This window comes from Larkinella fluvii, assembly GCF_051857545.1.
Taxonomy (GTDB): Bacteria; Bacteroidota; Bacteroidia; order Cytophagales; family Spirosomataceae; genus Larkinella.
The window spans coordinates 183,885-202,370 of the sequence record NZ_JBPZHB010000007.1; the positions used below are offsets into that span (position 1 = coordinate 183,885).

Annotated in this window: 16 protein-coding genes; 11 read left to right on the top strand and 5 right to left on the bottom strand. The window is 52.2% G+C overall.

Going from position 1 to position 18,486, the window contains the following annotated elements; all coding sequences use genetic code 11:
- Positions 1 to 2 precede the first annotated feature (2 nt).
- Positions 3 to 1,061 carry a sensor histidine kinase gene (locus tag ACS5NO_RS19640; protein WP_439416721.1) on the top strand — a complete coding sequence of 353 codons (1,059 nt, stop codon included), beginning with the start codon at positions 3 to 5 and terminating at the stop codon, positions 1,059 to 1,061.
- On the top strand, positions 1,058 to 1,768 hold the full coding sequence (locus tag ACS5NO_RS19645) for a LytR/AlgR family response regulator transcription factor (protein ID WP_439416722.1): 711 nt from the start codon (positions 1,058 to 1,060) through the stop codon (positions 1,766 to 1,768). The genes ACS5NO_RS19640 and ACS5NO_RS19645 overlap by 4 nt, the downstream gene beginning before the upstream one ends.
- A 1-nt stretch (position 1,769) precedes the next feature.
- Here the strand turns inward: ACS5NO_RS19645 and ACS5NO_RS19650 are convergent, their stop codons facing one another.
- From ACS5NO_RS19650 to ACS5NO_RS19660, 3 genes are all read right to left on the bottom strand, one after another.
- Positions 1,770 to 4,817: a caspase family protein gene (locus tag ACS5NO_RS19650; RefSeq protein ID WP_439416723.1), complete on the bottom strand. Its 3,048-nt coding sequence runs from the start codon at positions 4,815 to 4,817 to the stop codon at positions 1,770 to 1,772.
- Positions 4,818 to 5,018: 201 nt separating this feature from the next.
- A complete protein-coding gene (locus ACS5NO_RS19655; protein ID WP_439416724.1) occupies positions 5,019 to 6,239 on the bottom strand; it encodes a PQQ-dependent sugar dehydrogenase in 1,221 nt (406 codons plus the stop codon).
- A 175-nt stretch (positions 6,240 to 6,414) separates the two neighbouring features.
- Positions 6,415 to 6,615, bottom strand: coding sequence for a helix-turn-helix domain-containing protein (locus ACS5NO_RS19660; RefSeq protein WP_439417003.1), 201 nt, complete (start codon positions 6,613 to 6,615; stop codon positions 6,415 to 6,417).
- A gap of 292 nt (positions 6,616 to 6,907) precedes the next feature.
- On the opposite strand from ACS5NO_RS19660, the gene ACS5NO_RS19665 reads away from it, so the two are divergent.
- The 4 genes from ACS5NO_RS19665 to ACS5NO_RS19680 all read left to right on the top strand — a co-directional run bounded on the left by ACS5NO_RS19665 (position 6,908) and on the right by ACS5NO_RS19680 (position 11,423).
- Entirely contained in the window at positions 6,908 to 7,390 is a 483-nt protein-coding gene (locus ACS5NO_RS19665; RefSeq protein ID WP_439417004.1) for a nuclear transport factor 2 family protein, read from the top strand.
- 165 nt (positions 7,391 to 7,555) lie between these two features.
- Positions 7,556 to 8,542: an aldo/keto reductase gene (locus ACS5NO_RS19670; RefSeq protein ID WP_439416725.1), complete on the top strand. Its 987-nt coding sequence runs from the start codon at positions 7,556 to 7,558 to the stop codon at positions 8,540 to 8,542.
- Between the two features lie 136 nt (positions 8,543 to 8,678).
- Positions 8,679 to 9,134: a (2Fe-2S)-binding protein gene (locus ACS5NO_RS19675; RefSeq protein WP_150880435.1), complete on the top strand. Its 456-nt coding sequence runs from the start codon at positions 8,679 to 8,681 to the stop codon at positions 9,132 to 9,134.
- A 36-nt stretch (positions 9,135 to 9,170) separates the two neighbouring features.
- Positions 9,171 to 11,423: a xanthine dehydrogenase family protein molybdopterin-binding subunit gene (locus ACS5NO_RS19680; RefSeq protein WP_439416726.1), complete on the top strand. Its 2,253-nt coding sequence runs from the start codon at positions 9,171 to 9,173 to the stop codon at positions 11,421 to 11,423.
- A 13-nt stretch (positions 11,424 to 11,436) separates the two neighbouring features.
- Here the strand turns inward: ACS5NO_RS19680 and ACS5NO_RS19685 are convergent, their stop codons facing one another.
- A complete protein-coding gene (locus ACS5NO_RS19685; protein ID WP_439416727.1) occupies positions 11,437 to 12,339 on the bottom strand; it encodes a helix-turn-helix domain-containing protein in 903 nt (300 codons plus the stop codon).
- A 119-nt stretch (positions 12,340 to 12,458) separates the two neighbouring features.
- Between ACS5NO_RS19685 and ACS5NO_RS19690 the strand changes: the two genes are divergently transcribed.
- Positions 12,459 to 12,905: a putative quinol monooxygenase gene (locus tag ACS5NO_RS19690; protein ID WP_439416728.1), complete on the top strand. Its 447-nt coding sequence runs from the start codon at positions 12,459 to 12,461 to the stop codon at positions 12,903 to 12,905.
- Positions 12,906 to 13,097: 192 nt separating this feature from the next.
- Positions 13,098 to 14,315, top strand: a complete 1,218-nt coding sequence (gene mnmA, locus ACS5NO_RS19695; RefSeq protein ID WP_439416729.1) for a tRNA 2-thiouridine(34) synthase MnmA — start codon at positions 13,098 to 13,100, stop codon at positions 14,313 to 14,315.
- Between the two features lie 28 nt (positions 14,316 to 14,343).
- Here mnmA and ACS5NO_RS19700 read toward each other — a convergent pair whose 3' ends face one another.
- A complete protein-coding gene (locus tag ACS5NO_RS19700; protein WP_439416730.1) occupies positions 14,344 to 15,414 on the bottom strand; it encodes a hypothetical protein in 1,071 nt (356 codons plus the stop codon).
- Between the two features lie 362 nt (positions 15,415 to 15,776).
- Between ACS5NO_RS19700 and ACS5NO_RS19705 the strand changes: the two genes are divergently transcribed.
- The 3 genes from ACS5NO_RS19705 to ACS5NO_RS19715 are packed head-to-tail and all read left to right on the top strand — an operon-like array spanning position 15,777 to position 18,486.
- Positions 15,777 to 16,301, top strand: a complete 525-nt coding sequence (locus ACS5NO_RS19705) for a hypothetical protein (RefSeq protein WP_439416731.1) — start codon at positions 15,777 to 15,779, stop codon at positions 16,299 to 16,301.
- 58 nt (positions 16,302 to 16,359) lie between these two features.
- Complete coding sequence (locus ACS5NO_RS19710) at positions 16,360 to 17,982, top strand: S8 family serine peptidase (RefSeq protein WP_439416732.1); 1,623 nt, start codon at positions 16,360 to 16,362, stop codon at positions 17,980 to 17,982.
- A 3-nt stretch (positions 17,983 to 17,985) separates the two neighbouring features.
- The gene (locus ACS5NO_RS19715; protein ID WP_439416733.1) at positions 17,986 to 18,486 is read left to right on the top strand and encodes an O-acetyl-ADP-ribose deacetylase; all 501 of its coding nucleotides are present in this window, start codon (positions 17,986 to 17,988) and stop codon (positions 18,484 to 18,486) included.

An 18,486-nucleotide genomic window follows, 5' to 3' on the forward strand; every position in this document is an offset into this window, starting at 1 on the left:
CCATGAAACGAACCATTCCGCCTATCCTGATTCATATTCTGCTTGGTCTGGCCTTTCTGTCCCTTCCTTATCTTTTTGCACCCGACGGTTTTTCGGGCCTCACTAAACTGACCAGTAATCCGCACGAACGAACCAATTTTCTGTCGTACCTCTTCATGCTGGTTTTCTTTTACGCCAACTATTATTACCTGATTCCAAAATTGTATTTAGAAGGAAAGTATATCCTTTATGTTACCAGCCTTGTGGGCAGTTTTTTGCTTCTGATCGGGGCCATTGTGCTGGTCGATCGCGGGGACCTGCTTTCCGCTACTGCACCGGCTCCACCCCATCGCCCCCATATCCACGGTCCGGTTCCGGGCGGCTCAAATCCAAAACCGCCTTTTGGGTTTGAGTTGAGTCATGCGCTGTTCCTGTATCTGGTAGGCATTTTCGTTTCCCTGTATCTCCAGATCAAAAACCGCTGGCGACAAACCGAACAGGAAAAACTATCGACCGAATTGTCGTACCTGAAAGCCCAGATTAATCCTCATTTTCTGTTCAACACGCTCAACAGTATCTATTCGCTGGCCATCGAAAAATCGGACAAAACCGCCGATTCCGTCGTAAAGCTCTCGTCGTTAATGCGTTACGTCATTCGGGATGCCGGAAGCCATGAGGTTCCTCTGGCGAAAGAAGTGGCCTACATCAGCGATTACATCGCTTTGCAGCAATTGCGGCTGGACGATACGGTTCAGATTGAGTACGCCGTCAGCGGCTTTTTTAATGGAAAACAGATTGCACCCCTCATTTTGATTTCGTTTATTGAAAACGCGTTCAAGTACGGCGTCAATCCGGAGGAAAAATCAATCATTCACATTACAATAGCACTGAAAGAGAACAATTTACGATTGTACGTATTTAACAAAAAAGTGCGGTTGTATCACAATGATGAAACGTCGGGCGGTATTGGCATCGATAACACCAAAGCCCGGTTGAAACTGGTGTATCCCAACCAACACGTCCTGACCATCAACGACGATCCCACCGGGTTTGCCGTTGACCTAACCCTGAATCTGGCATGATCCGAGCCATTGCGTTAGACGATGAACCCCCTGCGCTGCGGGTACTGACCCATTTTTGTAGCCAGCTCAACACCATCGACTTGCAAAAGACGTTTTTGCGACCCGACGAAGCCCTTTCGCACCTGCACGAAGTACCCACCGATCTGCTTTTTCTCGACATCAACATGCCGTCGGTATCCGGCATTGAATTTCACAAAGCGATTCCGGAACAGATGCTGGTGATTTTCACCACGGCCTATGCCGAATACGCCGTGGAAGGCTTCACGCTCAATGCCGTCGATTACCTGCTGAAACCGTTTACCTTCGAGCGGTTTCAGCAAGCGGTTCAAAAAGCAAACACACAGCACAAATTCCGGCAGACAACCGATCCGGCGATGGAAGCGTACCTCTACATCCGCGCCGATTATACGCTGCACAAAATTGCCTTGTCGGACATTCTGTTCATCGAAGGGTTGGACGACTACCTCAAGATTCACATCCACCAGGTCAACCGCCCGATTGTGGCCCGCATGACGATGAAAACCATGCTGCAAAAACTCCGGGAATCCGACGGGGGAAGCGAGCGGTTTATTCGCGTTCATCGCTCTTACATCGTGGCTTTCAACCGGATCGAGACCGTTCGAAACCGGATGATCACCCTTGCCGGGGAGGAAATACCGGTCGGCATGAGCTACGAAGCCGAGTTTTTCAAGCGGTTTCAGGGCTAACTCAGACGCGTTCCTTTTCCATTTTTCCGATCAGTTGGGCGTATTTGGTGGCAATGCTCAGAAACCCTTTGTCGTTCGGGTGAAATTCATCGTACCAGTATTTCAACTGGCTGGTGGCCGGTCGGATACTCCCGCGCAAGTCGATGTAAATCACGTTGTCAAACGCCGACGCGGCCCGTTGCAGTCGCTCGTTGAACCCGTCGATCATAAACCGGATCAGGTTTTTCCGTTCCACGGCGTCTGTTATGCCCTTTTCAGTCAGACACTTCTCCAAATTCCCCGGCTTCCCGGATTGCGTTTCGCTGGCGTCGGGCAGGAGGTAATCGTAGCCGTGGACCAGCACTCGGACTTTGGCATTTTGCAACCGGATCAGGCGAAAAAGGCGTTGAAAATCCGTTTCCAGTTCGTCCAGCGCAGCCGTGAATCCATCGGCTACATACCGCTGTGGCGCGGGCAGGCTTTCCGCTGTTTGATCCCGGATATAGGTCGGAAATTCGTCGCCAAAAAAATGCGTTCCTCCGCCACTCAGCAAAAAATAACGCGGACTGACCTGCGCAAGGATTTCCAGAAACTTCGATTTCTCGATGTAATTCTTTAGCGATTTCCCAACCGCCGGGGTGCAATTTACGGAGTAGACCCGCGCCAGATAATCGACAATATCGCTCAGCAGCGGGTATTGAAACCAAGAATCCCCACCAGCCACCAGCCGAACCCGATCCGGATATTTGATCAGATTTTGCATATACTGCCGGTTTCGGATCTGGTAGGCAATCTGGTTGCTCACGAACGTTTTCACATCGCCCCACAGCCCGCGCTGTTCTTCGCCCGTTACGGTCAGATCGTCCCGCAGCACCAGCTCCGAATCGATCGGGTCCGGCTGAAAATACAGTCCGAGCGCAAAATCAGACATCGGATTGGCCACCGGCACGCCATCGACCAGCACCGGTTCCAGCATCCGGTTCAGTTCGCCCAGATCGACGCGGTTGAAAACCGGATTCGGAATGCGGAGCGTGACCAGTTGCGTACTCCAGTCCGGAAACTCCTCCTCGTCTTCTTCGGTGTCGAAGGCCGACGCGCGGTTCTCGTCAGCGTCCAATTTCTCATCCAGCGTGTGGGGCGATGGCAAGACATCCAGTGCCAGCATCGCCAGCGTTGATTCGGACAAAGGGTTTACTGAAACGATGACTTTAAAATGTTCCGTCACCTCCGGCCAGTTGTATTGCCGGACGGTTTCTTCCAGGCTCATCCGCACAAAATCATTCCGCCCTGTCAGCGATTTCCGGCTGGGCAATCCCAGCAGTTCCGATTTTCCGGGTTCGAGTCGGTAGTTTCCCGCCTGAAGACGCTCGTTCACCGGCAGAAAATTCTTCATCGCTATGAAATCCCGGGAAAGGTATAATACCGTGCAATACAGCATCTGAGCCGTTGGATTGATTAATTGGATGCTGACTTTATTGGTCCAGACGGTTTTGCCGGACGGCGTTGTACTCTCCTGCAACGGGATCGTAACCGGCGTCGGTTGCGCGCCTTTCAAGACTACCGTTGGTGCGACTTCGGGCGTAACGGCAATGGTCAGAATCGGCTCAAGGGCTTCGGGATTGCGCAGTTCCTTCAGGTATTGCCAGGCAGCCAGATGCCGCAGATATTGGGTCAACTCCCCATACGCCCGCTCCAGATTGTCTGCCGGTACGGTGCGGATAAGCGGACGGTTTTCGTCACCGGGCCGGGAAAAGTACAACAGACCGTTGCGAACGTGCAGCGTGTAATCCGCCGTTTGTTCGTCTTCTTCCGGGATGAAAAACGCCCCGGCTTTTTCGGTCAGGGTTTTCAACAAGAGCGCCTGTTCGGCCACATCGCCGTTGTGGTTGATGAAATGGAGTTTGATGGGTTCGGTGAGCAGGCCCTCCACTTCGGCCCGGTAGGCCTTGCCCCGGTCGAGTCCGGCTTCCTGCTCCGCCCCGATTTTCAGCAGCGTGTAATCGGCCCCGATTTTCAGCGGTGTCACCGAAAAAGCCGGTTTTCCGCTATCGTCCAGTAATTGAATGGATTTCGTCGTCCGCCCTACCCCGTGAATGGCTCCGACATCGAGCAGCCACTGCCGTTTGTTCGGATTGAAGGTAATTTCGGCAACGGCGGTTTGGGTGTCGATCGGCCGGTTTAAAAAACCGGTCAGCAAGAGCTTGTCGGAAGCGTCCCCCGCTGCCGAAATGCGGGGGCGTTGTTCGTAGGCAAACCGCATGTATTGCCGCACACGGTTGTGCAGGGCCTGGTACGAAATGGCGGAGTTGGCCGCTTTCAAAACCGCTACCAGATTTTTGGTAAAAACGCCCTCCTTGTTCTCCCGGTCTTCCACAGCCGCTTCGTCCGATTCGCAGGCCGCCAGCTGGATGTGGGTTCCCAGCGGAATGAGCTGATCGAGTCCCTGCTGCCGAAAATCGTCTTCCGTAAACTGTTCCTGAAAAATAAAACCGGCGTACGGCCGCATGGGAGCCGATTGCGACAACCGACGCTCCTGCATTTTCTGCCCTTCGGGTGTTGCCGCGAGCAGATCAAAAAACCGGGTGTTATCCCCGGAATGGCAACAATCGAAGATCGTAACAACGTGCGCCCCGGTCTGGCTCAGTTCCGCAATTAGATACCTTAACTCCTTATCGGTCAGTAAATAATCCCAGGTATGGGCCGCGTCGCCGTCGAAACAGACAATGCTTTCGAGTTTGCCGTCTGCTTCGGTTGGCCAGAGCGTCGGGTCGGCGGCTTCCTGCGCCCCGTGGCCTGCGAAATAGAACAAGGCCGTATCGTTCGGCCCGGCCTGTTTCAGATGCGTTCGAAAGCCCGCGACGATGGCGGTTTTGCTGGCTTCCCGATCGCTGAGGTGGAGCGAATGGTGCTCCACATCGGTCAGGCTTTCGAGGTAGTGCTCGATGGTAGCCGCGTCCTGCACGGCTCCGCTCAACGGGCGTACCTGCTGATAGGCGTTGATGCCTACCACGAAGGAGTACAGTTTCGAAATGGCTGCGGAATGGGTGGGTACAGAGGTTGAAGGGTTCATCGTCAGAGTTGGGAGGAATTTCGTGGTACTACGGCCTAAACCGGTGATCACCAGAAATATAGGAAAATAATCACAAATCCCGGCTTTACGGAAAAAACCGCTTGGTTTACAAGCGGTTTTTTCCGTAAAGCCGGGATTTAGCCAAGCCATTCCCTCCGTTTTAAAGGCAGGACGCTCTGGTCAAAAACAGAGCATGGAAGCTTATTTTTTATCGATCCGGTATAGCCTTCCCTGGTCGGTAATCGCGTATAAGGCACCATCCTGGCCCTGCGTTACATCCCGAAAACGCTGCGATTCACCCGAAAGCAGCCGTTCTTCGCCTACTACTTTGTTCTTTTCAATTTTCAGCCGCACGATGTGCATACCACTCAGCGAACCCACAAAGAGGTTGTTCTTCCATTCCGGAATGCGATCACTGCTATAGAACGTCATCCCGCTCGGCGACACGGACGGGTCCCAGTAATACACCGGTTGTTGCAGGCCGTCTTTTTGCTGAATGGCCTCCCCGACTTGCTTTCCACTGTACTCAATGCCGTAGGTGATGGTCGGCCAGCCGTAGTTTTTGCCGGGCTCAATCCGGTTGATTTCATCCCCTCCTCTGGGGCCGAATTCAGCCTCCCACAGATCGCCGGTAACCGGATGGAAAGCCAGCCCCTGCACGTTCCGGTGTCCGTAGGAATACAATTCGGGCCGGGCATCGGCCTGTTTTGCAAACGGATTGCCGGCAGCGGGTTTGCCGTCTTTCGTGATGCGAATGACTTTTCCCAATCCCGAATTGACCGACTGGGCCTGCGGGCGGGTTACCAGATCCGACCGTTCGCCGGTGCTGATCACCAGATTACCGGCTTTATCGATCAAAATCCGGCCACCGTAGTGCAGATTTCCTTTGTAGGCGGGGGTAGCGCGGTAAATAACCGTCGCTCCTTCCACTGTTTTTTCATCGGCAGAGAGTTTCCCCTTGGCAACCGCTGTCAGATTACCTTCCTCCAACGGTTCGGCAAACACCCAGTAGATCATGCGGTTGGTCGCAAAGGCGGGATCGACCCGAATGCCCAGCAAGCCACCCTGTCCTGCGGAATTTACCTTTGTCAGACCCGTGATCGGTTCGCTCAGCTTTCCGTCGACGGTGGCGATGCGCAACGTACCTTTCTTTTCCGTGATGAGCAGCCGTCCATCGGGCAGGCTGGTAATGCCCCAGGGGCTCTTAAGGTCTTCCGTCAAGACCTTGCCTTCATAAGGGGTAGCGGACTTGATCCCGGCAACCCGGGTTTGTCCGGCAAAAGCCGATTTGTAGGCCGAATTGGGTTCTTTGGTTTCTACCGGCGCCTGTGCAGACGACGCGGTTTGAGCGGATGCACTTTGACCACCCGCTAAAAAAGCGAGTGAAGTACCCGTCAGGATCATGATAAAACGATTGCTCATGTTGGTTCAGCCCGAAGGCTTCTTTCAGTTCGAATGTAATTTACTACAATATTAAACCTGGTAACGCTAAACACCTAATTTGGTTTCTTTCCGCTGAAATACTTCCTGCAGACTTGGGCTCACAGGCGTTAAAAATTCTATTTGGTAATCACAGTGGCACTTATGTAAACCGAAATTAATCCGAGTGGAGCATCCGGTATTCTTGGGGTGATTGCCCAACCTGCTGTTTAGACAAGCGGTTGAAGTGCGGGGGATACTTGAAGCCTAATTCATAAACGATTTGACGAATGGATCTGGCAGGATCAAAGACGCGTTCTTTAGCCACAGCGATCACCTTCCACTGAATGTATGATGACGGGTTTCGTTGTTGTTGAATGAATAATAATCACCGATGGTCGCAAACCGGCGCTGCGTGTCCGTTTCATGATTGGTTTCGTTACCTAAAATTACGGCATTCTTCATCCTTCACCAATCGATATCTCCTAATCAGGAATATTGGTAGACAAAACCGTAATCTGTATACCATCCGGTAGAAGAAATGCAGAGACCTTTGCAAAACCAACCTCTTGCAAGCAATGCAAGAGGTTCGATTGACGAATGGGTGACTTACCCGTTAAATCACGAAAACGATGAACGCAATGAACAACTCCAAACGGATCAAAACCAGCATGAAAGCATCAATTCTCGGACTGTTTTTCTGCGGCATTGGCCTCCTGTCGTCCTACGCCCAAACCAGTCAAGCCACTTCTCCAACAACAAAGACCACAAGGGCTGAGCAGGAAATCATTGACCTCTCGAAGCAAAAGTGGCAATGGATGGCCGACAAGAATGTGGACAAATTGGCTGTTCTGTTCCACGATGAGTCAAAATTTGTCCACATGAGTGGAACCTGGAAAAAGGACGAAGAGCTCCAAATCATTAAAACCGGAAGCATTTGGTACAAGCAAGCGGATGTACACGATGTGGCAGTAGAGCTTTTCGACGACACGGCTATTGGCTGGAGCCGCATTACGCTGGTGGCCATGGTTCGGGGCAGTGAGGTAAAAACGGAGTTTACTGTTACTGAAGTCTATAAGAAACAAGCGAATGCCTGGAAACTGTTAGCCCTGACATTCAGCAGTGTACGCGATACGCACAGCATTAAGCACTAGATCGTTCGCTGCGAATGCGGACTGTTCAAAATCAATCACTTAACCGGGCAGTTAAGGAACCAACGCAGCCGACGAAGTTTCGAAATGGTTGAATTTCGTTGTTTACCAATCGATCGTTTCGGTAGTTTTATCCTGTCATTAAAGCACGGAATTATGAACACAATCATGCAAAAACGCCAACTGGGAAAAAGTGGTCTTACTGTGTCAGCCCTCGGGCTGGGCTGTATGGGCATGAATTTTGGCTATGGCCCAGCCCGGGACAAGCAGGAGATGATTACCCTGATTCGGGCGGCTGTCGAACAGGGCGTCACGTTCTTCGACACCGCCGAAGTCTATGGCCCCTTCACCAACGAAGAACTGGTCGGAGAGGCCCTGGAACCGTTTCGGGGCGAAGTCGTTATCGGCACCAAATTCGGGTTCAACATCGAGGAGGGCAAAATGAATGGCGTCAACAGCCGCCCGGAGAACATTCGGCGGGTAGTCGAAGCCTCGCTGAAACGCCTGCGACTGGAGGTGATTGACCTGCTTTACCAACACCGGGTTGACCCGAATGTCCCCATCGAAGACGTGGCAGGAACAGTAAAAGAACTGATTCAGGAAGGCAAGGTGACGCATTTCGGCCTCTCGGAAGCCGGGGCGCAGACGATCCGCCGGGCGCACGTCGTTCAGCCGGTCACCGCCCTGCAGAGTGAATATTCGCTCTGGACCCGGCAGCACGAAACCGAAATCATTCCAACCATCGAAGAATTGGGCATCGGTCTGGTGGCGTTCAGCCCACTGGGAAAGGGGTTTCTGGCTGGCAAAATTGATGAAAACACCAAATTTGCCGAAGGGGATATTCGGAATATTCTGCCGAGATACACCGAAGAAGCCCGGATTGCCAATAAAACCCTGCTCGATTTGCTGCATCAGTTTGCCGATCAACGCGGGGCCACACCCGCCCAGATTGCCCTGGCCTGGGTGCTGGCGCAGAAACCCTGGATTGTGCCGATCCCCGGTACGACGAAATTACACCGTCTGGCCGAGAACAACGGAGCCGCTGCGATTCAGCTCACGGCGGAGGAACTGCAAAAGATCGAGGATGCCTCGGCACAAATTGAGGTGGTCGGCAACCGATACACCGAACAGATGGAAAAGTCGACGGGCTTGTGAGGCCACCGCAACAAATCAGTAAAAATGGTAGGAAAATCCGTAATTTGTATACCGATCTTTTCCAGCATAAACGAGACCTTTGCAGGGATACGATCCCTGCTTAAGCGTTTACTGTCATCCCTAAATCCTATTCACTGTGGCCACCTATAACCTAAAAATCAACGGAAAAATCAGGCAGGTGAACGTCGACCCTTCGACGCCCCTGCTTTGGGTACTACGCGATCACCTGGACTTGCCCGGAACCAAATACGGCTGCGGTGTCGCCCAGTGCGGGGCCTGCACCGTGCATTTGGATGGAACGGCAGTTCGCTCCTGTCAACTGCCTGCTTCGGCGATTGGTAAACAGGCCGTCACCACGATTGAAGGCTTGTCGGCCAAAGGAGACCATCCCGTCCAGAAGGCGTGGCTGGAACACGACGTGGCCCAGTGCGGTTACTGTCAGGCCGGGCAAATGATGAGTGCGGCTTCCCTGCTAAAAACCAATCCGAAACCCACCGACGAGGAGATCGATGCGTATATGAGCGGAAACATCTGCCGCTGCGGCACTTACCTGCGCATCAAAGAAGCCATCAAATCAACGGCGAAGAAGTAATCCCGTTGCTCTCCACACGTAAACCAGACCTTGACCATGAACACAACCAAAACAACCCATAACCGGCGTTCTTTCTTAAAAACTTCCCTGCTTTCGGGTGGCGGCATGATGCTCAGTGTTAGCTGGTTATTCAGCTTCAAGGCCGCGGACAAACGACAGGCCCTGAACCTGCCGGAGCAATGGGCCATGCTCAATGGCTATATTCAGATTACTGCCGACAACGTGGTCAAACTCCTGTGCCCCAATCCTGAATTCGGGCAGAATGTGATGACGGCGCTGCCCATGATTGTCGCCGAGGAGTTGGATGTGGACTGGAAAAACGTGGTCGTTGAAATGGGTCCGCACGACAACACGAAGTTAGGTCCCCAGTTTACGGGAGGCAGTAATTCGATCCGCATGTACTGGAAACCGCTCCGGGAGGCCGGGGCAGCCGCCCGACACCTATTGCGACAGGCAGCCGCCCAAACGTGGAACGTGCCGGTTGAGGAAGTGACCACCAAAGCGGGGGTGTTGAGTCATGCGAACGGAAAATCGGCGAACTACGGCGAAATGGCTGGCAAAGCCGCTACCCTGGAGGTGCCGAAAGACCTGAAACTGAAGGCCCCGAAGGATTTTGCGATCGTCAGAAAATCGAAGAAAAATGTTGAGGGCCAAAAAATAATAACCGGCAAGCCGCTCTTCGGATTGGATTATCGAGTCGACGGAATGTTGATTGCCATGATTCAGCATCCGCCGGCCTTCGGCATGAAACTGAAATCGTTCGATGCGTCGCAAACCCTCAAAATGCCGGGCATCAAAGAGGTTTTCAGCCTGAAATTATACGAAGACGGTTTTGAGCAGGGCGGTTTTGATACGCGGACGTTTAACGATTTGCTGGTCGTGGTGGGCAAAACGACCTGGGAGGTGATGAATGCCCGCAAAAAGTTACTTGCCCAGTGGGAACCGGTGGGCGACACCAAAGATACGATGAGTGGTCGGGGTGGAAAACGGGAGGTTGTGGTTCCGGGCGGGTTGGAAAGCACCAGCACCCAGCTTGAAAAAATGCAGGAACAGGCCAAAAAACCGGCACAGCAATTACGAAAAGACGGCGACCCCGAAACGGCTTTCCAGAATGCGGCTCAGGTGATCGAACGTACCTACAATGCGCCTTTTCTGGCTCATAACTGCATGGAGCCGATGAATTTCTTTGCCCATGTGACGGACGAAAAAGCGGTATTGGCAGGCCCCTTGCAGGCTCCCGGCTGGATCGAACCGACGCTCTCAAAAATCTTAAATCTGCCTGCCGACAAGATTGAAATCCAGATGACGCGCATGGGTGGGGGCTTTGGTCGCCGGGCGTATGGCCATTACCTGACCGAAGCGGCCCTGATCTCTAAAAAAGCGAAAGCACCCGTTAAGCTCATCTACACCCGCGAGGATGACATGACCTACGGCATCTATCGCCCGATGTACACGGCAACGTATCGCGCGGCTCTGGATGCCAATAAAAACCTGATTGCGTTTCATGTGAAAGGGGGCGGCATCCCGGAACATGCGATCCATGCCAACCGGTTTCCGGCCGGGGCCGTGGAGAACTACCTGGCCGAAGGCTGGCAGATTCCGTCCAATATCACCATTGGGGCTTTCCGGGCTCCCCGCTCCAACTTTAACGCAGCCGCCGAACAATCCTTTCTGGACGAAGTGGCTGAGGTCATGGGCAAAGACCCCATTGCGTTCAGGCTGGAACTTTTGAAGCGTGCCAAGGAAAATCCGGTTGGCAAAAACAACGAGTATGACCCCGACCGGTATGCGGGCGTGCTCACGTTGGTACGGGACAAGTCGGGCTGGAACAAGCCGGGAAATGAGAAGTACAACCGGGGCGTGGCCGCTTATTTCTGCCATAATTCCTACGCGGCCCATGTGGTTGACATCGTTACCCGGGATGGCCAGCCGTATGTCGAGCGGGTCTTCAGTGCGATGGACTGTGGCATCGTCATCAACCCCGATGCCGCCACGAACATGGTTCAGGGAGCGGTGGTCGACGGGATTGGCAATGCGTTTTATGGGGCTTTAACCCATAAAAACGGGGCCGCCGAGCAAAGCAATTTCCACAATTACCGCCTGATTCGCCATAACGAAGCGCCGAAATCAATTGACGTTCACTTTGTCGAAAATGACCTCGACCCGACCGGCCTGGGCGAACCGCCCTTCCCACCGGTGTTTGGTGCCGTGGCAAATGCGTTGTATAAAAACAAGGGAAAACGGTTTTACAACCAACCCTTTCAGAATGAGATGGATAAGCGGATGTAGCACCACACCGCAATCAATTGTAATGGAGCATCCGGTATTCGTTGGGTGATTGACCAACACGCTGTTTGAACAAGCGGTTGAAGTGCTGGGGATATTTGAAGCCTAGTTCATAGGCGATTTGACTAATGGATTTGGTAGGGTCAAAGACGCGTTCTTTGGCAACATCGATCACCTTCGACTGGATGTATTCCTGCGCGGTTTTGCCGGTTTCTTTTTTGATTAAGTCGCCAAAATAGTTGGCCGACAAATTCAATTCACTGGCACAATAGGCGACCGAAGGCAAGCCAATCGTCTGGGGTTTATCGGTCTGAAAATACGCGTTCAACAGATTCTCAAACCGTTCGAAAACGCCTTTGTGCGCATAGTCCCGGGTAATGAACTGGCGTTCGTAAAACCGGACGCAATAGTTCAGAAACAGCTCAATATTGGATACAATCAACCGCTTGCTGTGTTTGTCGATGGCATGCTCCAATTCGTAGTCGATTTTGGAAAAGCAATCCAGCACAATTTCCCGTTCCCGTTTCGATAAATGCAGGGCTTCGTAGGATTGGTAGCCAAAGAAGGTATACTCCTGAATGTGCCTTCCCAGGGCGGTGCCGTGGATGAGATCGGGGTGAAAGACGAGCGCATAGCCTTTGGGTTGATAGGTTTCGCCATTGCTGTTCACCCCGGCGACTTGTCCCGGTGCCAGAAAAACCAGCGTTCCTTCCTGGTAATCATATGTATGCCGACCATATACCAGATCCCCGCATTTGACATCTTTCAGGAAGATGGTGTAGAAGCCAAAAAACATCCGGGAGCCTTGCCGAGGGTCGGCCTTAGACAAGTCAACCACGCTCACCAGCGGATGACGGGTTTCATTCTTATTGAAGACATTGTAGTCATTGATGGTCTCAAACCGGCGCAGCGTGTCCATATCACGAATGGTTTAGTTACCTAAAATTACTTCATTCTTCACCCTTCACCAATTGGCCTGCTCCAATCAGGAATATTGGTAGATAAAACCGTAATCTGTATACTAGACCTGAAAATACCATGAACAAGGAAAAAACCGGTTTAAGAGCCGAAGCATCAAAGGCAGTCATCTCTTTTTTAGCAATTGTGTACCTTTTGGTTAGCTACCAAACTGCTTTAGCGCAGCAACCGGAAAAGATGGTACGAATTTCAGAAATTGAAATAGATCCGGCTTTTCTGGAAGCGTATAAAACCATCCTGGCCGAAGAATCGGCGGCATCGGTGAAATTGGAGCCGGGAGTCATTGCCATCTTTCCGATGTACCAGAAAGAAAATCCCACATCGGTACGGATTTTGGAAATGTATGCCAGCAAAACCGCCTACGAGCAACACTTGAAAACAGCACACTTCCTAAAGTACAAAACCGCGACACTTAACATGGTAAAATCATTAAAGTTGGTGGATATGGGCGTGATCGACGTGGCAACCATGCCCCTGTTGTTCAGAAAACTGAAGGACGATAAATGATGCAGATTCATTGACCGTTGGGAACACAATACGACAGCCTCATTGCGCATGATCCCTGCAAAAGTGGTCTGAACCGGGTAAGGCCGTCTCCAATGAGTGGAATGGATTTCAATAAAACCGTGTTAAGCTGTATCTTTGCAGTCAACCAATAAAACCAGTTATCGCAAGGCTTTGAACCTTGTCAGATACATCATGAGCAAACACGGACGCATTTTGGTCGCCATGAGTGGCGGCATCGACTCCTCCCTGGCAGCGGTTCTGCTGCACGAAGAAGGCTACGAAGTCATCGGCATGACCATGAAAACATGGGATTATGCCTCTTCCGGCGGCAGTAAAAAAGAAACCGGCTGTTGCAGCCTCGATTCCATCAACGACGCCCGCAACATCGCCGTCAACCTCGGCTTTCCGCATTACATTCTTGACATCCGGGCCGAATTCGGCGATTCCGTCATCGACCACTTTACGGGTGAATACCTGGAAGGCCGCACGCCCAATCCGTGTGTTCTCTGCAACACCCACATCAAATGGGATGCGCTGCTGCGCCGGGCCGATCGCCTTGATTGTGAGTCTATTGCCACCGGCCATTACGCCAACATCCGGCAAATCAACGACGATAGTTCCGCCAACGGGCGGTTTGTCATTTCCCGCGGCATCGACACCCTGAAAGACCAGTCCTACGTGCTGTGGGGCGTTTCGCAGGATAGCCTGAGCCGGACCAAATTACCGTTGGGCCACCTCCGGAAATCCGAAATCTACGCGATGGCGACCGAACGCGGTTTTACGGAACTGGTCACCAAGTCCGAATCCTACGAAATCTGTTTCGTGCCCGATAACGATTACCGGGGCTTCCTGAAACGGCGCGTTCCGGGACTCGAACAGGAAGTGGCCGGTGGCAATTTCATTCTCGAAGACTCCTCAACCGGCACCCGGAAAGTGGTGGGCAAACACGAAGGCTATCCGTTTTATACCATCGGCCAACGGAAAGGGCTGGGCATTGCCTTCGGCTACCCGGTTTTTGTTACCGACATTCGGAAAGATACCAACGAAGTCATTCTCGGAATCGACAAGGATTTGTACCGCGACGGCATGATGGTCAGCCGGTTGAATCTCCAAAAATATACCTCGATCGAAAAACCGCTCGAAACCGTTACCAAAGTTCGGTATAAAGACCCCGGCACCCCGGCGCTTATTTCGCAGGACGGTGACAAAATCAAGGTGCTGTTCGAGCAGGGCGTTTCGGCCATTGCGCCGGGCCAGGCTGCGGTTTTTTACGAAGGCGACGACGTCATCGGCGGGGGCTGGATCATGAAAAGTTTCCGCCAATCCGACGCCAATCAGGAAACGGCGGAGGTGGCTTTCCCCTGTTTGCCTAAGCCATTTCTCTTCTTAAAACCGGAAAGTCATTCCTGATCAGGAGCGGCTTTCCGGTTTTTATATCTTACCAGTTCAGTTGAATGTAGCAATCGGACCGGGGAGCGGCCGGGGCCTGCGTCTTAACAGGAAATTTTGTTTTCGTCACATCATTTTCCAGTAACAACTCCCGCATACTCCCCGCAAAACCGCCGGTTGTGGAGGCCCGCATGAGTTCAACCGGAATGGTAAATTCCTTGCCCACGGTTTCGTCGAGTTGCAGACCCGTTACCATTGGAGGTCGCGAATCGACTTCAGCGTTAAAATCAGATCCCGACTGCCCCCACATCACCTGGTAGCCATCCTTAACCGGATAATTCGGTTTGTGGATTCGTTTGACAATCCATCTGGCGTCAAATAACACATTGGGTCCTACGGTTTTCTTGGCTTCCTGATCGGCAATCTTGATCGGTGCGCCTTTAACTTCGCTGGTCTCGTACAGCACGTTTCCATTTTTTCCCAGAATCTGGAACCTGACGGTTTGAAACTCGCACGGAATCGGTCTGATGACCTGAAATTTTACCGAACAGGTGTTTGCCAAAATCGCCGACATGGGAATCGCGACCCGGACCGCATCGTGTGGATACACTTCGGTCGTGCTTATTTTTGGCGTTTTTTCGCCGGGTTTGAGCTTGCCAATCACCTTTTCGGTTCGCCCGATCCGGTATTCGACGTGGGTTGCATTGATCGAAATCGGCAAATCAGCCAGACTGGTGGCGGCAGCATTTTTGTTGATCGCCAGGTTTGTCGTTTGCAACACGTCAGTTTTTCCGTCTTGGACCCGGAGAACCTGTCGCCGGACAAACCAGTTTCCCTGCGTGGGTGGTTTGGTAATCGGATTGGCAGGCTTGAACGTTGGGTTGACCAGCACAACTTCCTGATAGAAAATATTTTGGCCTTCTATTTTCTTCGGATATACCAGAGACGGCATCGCAAGGTTGGTAACGCCAACGGGAACCGGGGAGGTGCTGGTTTGCTTATCAAAACCGATCCAGGTGATGGTCGTCATTCCCGTGAAGGGTGCTTTGGGGGCAATTTCAGGTTTTCTGGCAAAACCGAGGAGGCTGCATAAAAGCAAGCCACAGAACAGTACGTTCATGTACGAAGCAGGATTTAGATTTTCAGGATACCCGCAAGAAAGCATACCGTTCCTATATACGTTCAGAAAGGATTATTTAACGGTTATGGTGCTGGTAAATCGGAAACTCCCCTCCTGTTTTCGGCTGATTTGTTTTCCTTGAAACCATTTATATCTTGCAATACCAGGATCTCTTTTGCCGTTCTGAATCAGGCGGTTGTCCGATTGTCCGTACTTTTTCAACAAAATGGATTCAGTCTGGTTAATCAGAAGAAAGAGGAAAAATCAGTTGAGCGTGGATGAGATTAAAAAACCGTGCAACTTTGTACGTCAAACCAAACATGTCGATAGCCGAAAAGCTGTTGCCGTGATCCACCCAGCCTATGTTGTACCTGATTTGGACTTTACTGAATATTGCGTTAGGCGTTTATTTCATTATCCTGTGTTTTCAGGCCGCTCGCTTACTAAAAGAACGAATTGGACTGTACGCTGCCGTTATTTTCACGTTTGGGCTTTTATCTTTTGCCACTAATTCAGGCAAAAAAAGTGTGGGTATCCGTGAAAATCCGGATGTAAAAAAGTGGACCTTCGTCCCGAAAGACAGTGTGGTGTCAGACGGTTCAAAATTCGCACACGCCACGATTGCTAAAACCTGGATTTCCCGAATTGAATTGACGGTTTCGTACGGGGTTGAAAAATCGTCAAACCAACCCGTACCTGTTGAAGCCAATTCGGTCTGGTGGGGTTCAATTACTGGCTACCATTGGAAACCAGTATCAATTTCGGTTCATGCAACAACGGGCCAGGAATACGCGTATACGGTAGTATCGATTTTACAGTGGAAATTGCTGGGAATCTCCCTGTATTCGCAACCCAAAACGTACGAGGGCTCTATTGAATTAAAGTAAGTGGCAGCTTGTCCTTCCTGAAAAAAGGCGGGATGGAAATTATATCCTGATTAGACGTATGAAAAAAACCGTACTTTTCCTGCTTATTCTGATCACCGGCGGACTGTCGGCTCAGGCCCAAACCCGCAAATACCTAATCCTGCTGAAGGATAAAGCCAACACGCCTTACTCGATTAGCCGACCGGAGCAATTCCTTTCTCAACGAGCGATTCAGCGACGGAGCAAACAGGGCATTTCGGTCCAGGAAAAAGATTTGCCCGTCAATCCGGCTTACGTCTCCGCCCTTCAGCAAACCGGGGCTAAAATCTGGTTCAGTTCGCGCTGGGCCAATGCCGTTTTGGTCGAAACGACCGAGGCCAATCTGGCCACGATTCGGGCGCTGGCCTTTGTGCAGGGCGTCGAGAGCAACCGTTCCATCGGCAATGCCCGGGTTGGGTATGCCCAGTTAACGTCAAATCCCCAGAAAAACAAACTCGAACAGGCTGATCCGAGCGTCTACGGTATTTCGAGCGAACAATTGATCCAGATTGGCGTCGATAAAATGCACGCGCAGGGCTACCACGGCGAAGGCATGTTGGTCGCCATTCTCGATGCCGGTTTTCGGAATGCGAATCAGGTGCCATTTCTGAGTCCGCTTTTTCGGGAAAACCGCATCGTCGGCACCTACGATTTTGTCCGGAAAGAAACCAGCGTTTACGAGGATGACTCCCACGGCCTGAATGTGTTATCGATCATGGCCGGGTATCAGGCCAATCAGTTGGTAGGCCCGGCCTATCAGGCATCCTACCTCCTGCTCCGAACCGAGGATGCTGCCAGCGAAACGCCGGTTGAAGAAGCCAACTGGCTGTTCGGGGCCGAGTATGCCGACAGTACCGGGGTCGATGTCATCAACTCCTCCCTGGGCTACACCACCTTCGACGATCCGACGCAAAGTCATACCTACAATGATCTAAACGGCCAAACGACGCTCGTCAGCCGGGCCGCACGATGGGCCGCCGAAACCGGTATGCTGGTGGTTAATTCGGCCGGCAACGAGGGCAATGACACCTGGCGCTACATCGGCGCCCCCGCCGATGTGTCAACGGTTCTGGCCATTGGCTCCGTCGACCGGAATGGCGTCAAATCACCGTTCAGTTCGTTTGGTCCCTCCGCCGATGGTCGCGTCAAGCCGGATTTGGTCGCCCTGGGATCCGGCACGGTTTTGGGCTCGTCAGTCGGTGTTGTATCCACGGGAAGCGGAACGTCCTACTCCGCTCCGCTCGTGGCAGCTTTGGCGACCGGTTTCTGGCAAGCCAATCCACGGTTGACTGCCCAACAGGTGATTGCCTGCCTGCGCCAGTCGGGCAGTCAGTTTAGCCAACCCAATAGTGAATTAGGGTACGGTATTCCCAACTTTGAAAGGGCTTCGGCTATTGCTGCCAATGAATATTCACTGCTGATTTACCCCAATCCGTTCACTAACGCCGACCGGCTGACAGTGCAGTGGAATGAAATTCCGCTGAACCAGACCATTGATGCGATGGTAACCAATTCGGCGGGTCAGGTGGTGTGGCAACATACGTATTCGTCCGACCGGATGGCAAACTTTTCCTTGCAGTCGCTGAGCCTATCCCCCGGCCTGTATTTTCTGACTCTTTCGAGCGAAAGTGCCAAACGAACCGTGAAGTTGATGAAGTACTGAGGTATGGAAGTTATTCAGGGTGATATTACAAAATGTAACGTCGATGCCATCGTCAATGCCGCCAACTCGAGCCTGCTGGGCGGGGGAGGTGTCGATGGGGCCATTCACCGGGCGGCAGGGCCGGAACTTCTGGCCGAATGCCGCACGCTGAAGGGTTGCCAAACCGGCGATGCGAAACTGACGAAAGGTTACCGATTGCCAGCCCGCTACGTCATTCACACGGTAGGTCCGGTTTGGCAGGGTGGCAATAACCGCGAACCGGAGTTGCTGGCCAGTTGTTACCGCCGATCACTGGAAATTGCGACGGAACACGGTTTGCATTCCATCGCTTTTCCCAACATCAGCACCGGAATCTACGGTTTCCCGAAAGAGCTGGCCAGCACGATTGCCATCAAAACCGTACGGGATTTTCTTGCGCAACGGGAAACGTCGATCCGGGAAATTCAGTTTGTTTGCTTCGATGACGACAATTTCCGGCTTTATCAGCAAAAATTAGCGCACTGA

Coding starts and splice junctions, on each gene's coding strand:
- ACS5NO_RS19640 (WP_439416721.1), top strand. CDS start 3: ATGAAACGAACCATTCCGCCTATCCTGATTCATATTCTGCTTGGTCTG.
- ACS5NO_RS19645 (WP_439416722.1), top strand. CDS start 1,058: ATGATCCGAGCCATTGCGTTAGACGATGAACCCCCTGCGCTGCGGGTA.
- ACS5NO_RS19650 (WP_439416723.1), bottom strand. CDS start 4,817: ATGAACCCTTCAACCTCTGTACCCACCCATTCCGCAGCCATTTCGAAA.
- ACS5NO_RS19655 (WP_439416724.1), bottom strand. CDS start 6,239: ATGAGCAATCGTTTTATCATGATCCTGACGGGTACTTCACTCGCTTTT.
- ACS5NO_RS19665 (WP_439417004.1), top strand. CDS start 6,908: ATGAAAGCATCAATTCTCGGACTGTTTTTCTGCGGCATTGGCCTCCTG.
- ACS5NO_RS19670 (WP_439416725.1), top strand. CDS start 7,556: ATGCAAAAACGCCAACTGGGAAAAAGTGGTCTTACTGTGTCAGCCCTC.
- ACS5NO_RS19680 (WP_439416726.1), top strand. CDS start 9,171: ATGAACACAACCAAAACAACCCATAACCGGCGTTCTTTCTTAAAAACT.
- ACS5NO_RS19685 (WP_439416727.1), bottom strand. CDS start 12,339: ATGGACACGCTGCGCCGGTTTGAGACCATCAATGACTACAATGTCTTC.
- ACS5NO_RS19690 (WP_439416728.1), top strand. CDS start 12,459: ATGAACAAGGAAAAAACCGGTTTAAGAGCCGAAGCATCAAAGGCAGTC.
- mnmA (WP_439416729.1), top strand. CDS start 13,098: ATGAGCAAACACGGACGCATTTTGGTCGCCATGAGTGGCGGCATCGAC.
- ACS5NO_RS19700 (WP_439416730.1), bottom strand. CDS start 15,414: ATGAACGTACTGTTCTGTGGCTTGCTTTTATGCAGCCTCCTCGGTTTT.
- ACS5NO_RS19705 (WP_439416731.1), top strand. CDS start 15,777: ATGTTGTACCTGATTTGGACTTTACTGAATATTGCGTTAGGCGTTTAT.
- ACS5NO_RS19710 (WP_439416732.1), top strand. CDS start 16,360: ATGAAAAAAACCGTACTTTTCCTGCTTATTCTGATCACCGGCGGACTG.
- ACS5NO_RS19715 (WP_439416733.1), top strand. CDS start 17,986: ATGGAAGTTATTCAGGGTGATATTACAAAATGTAACGTCGATGCCATC.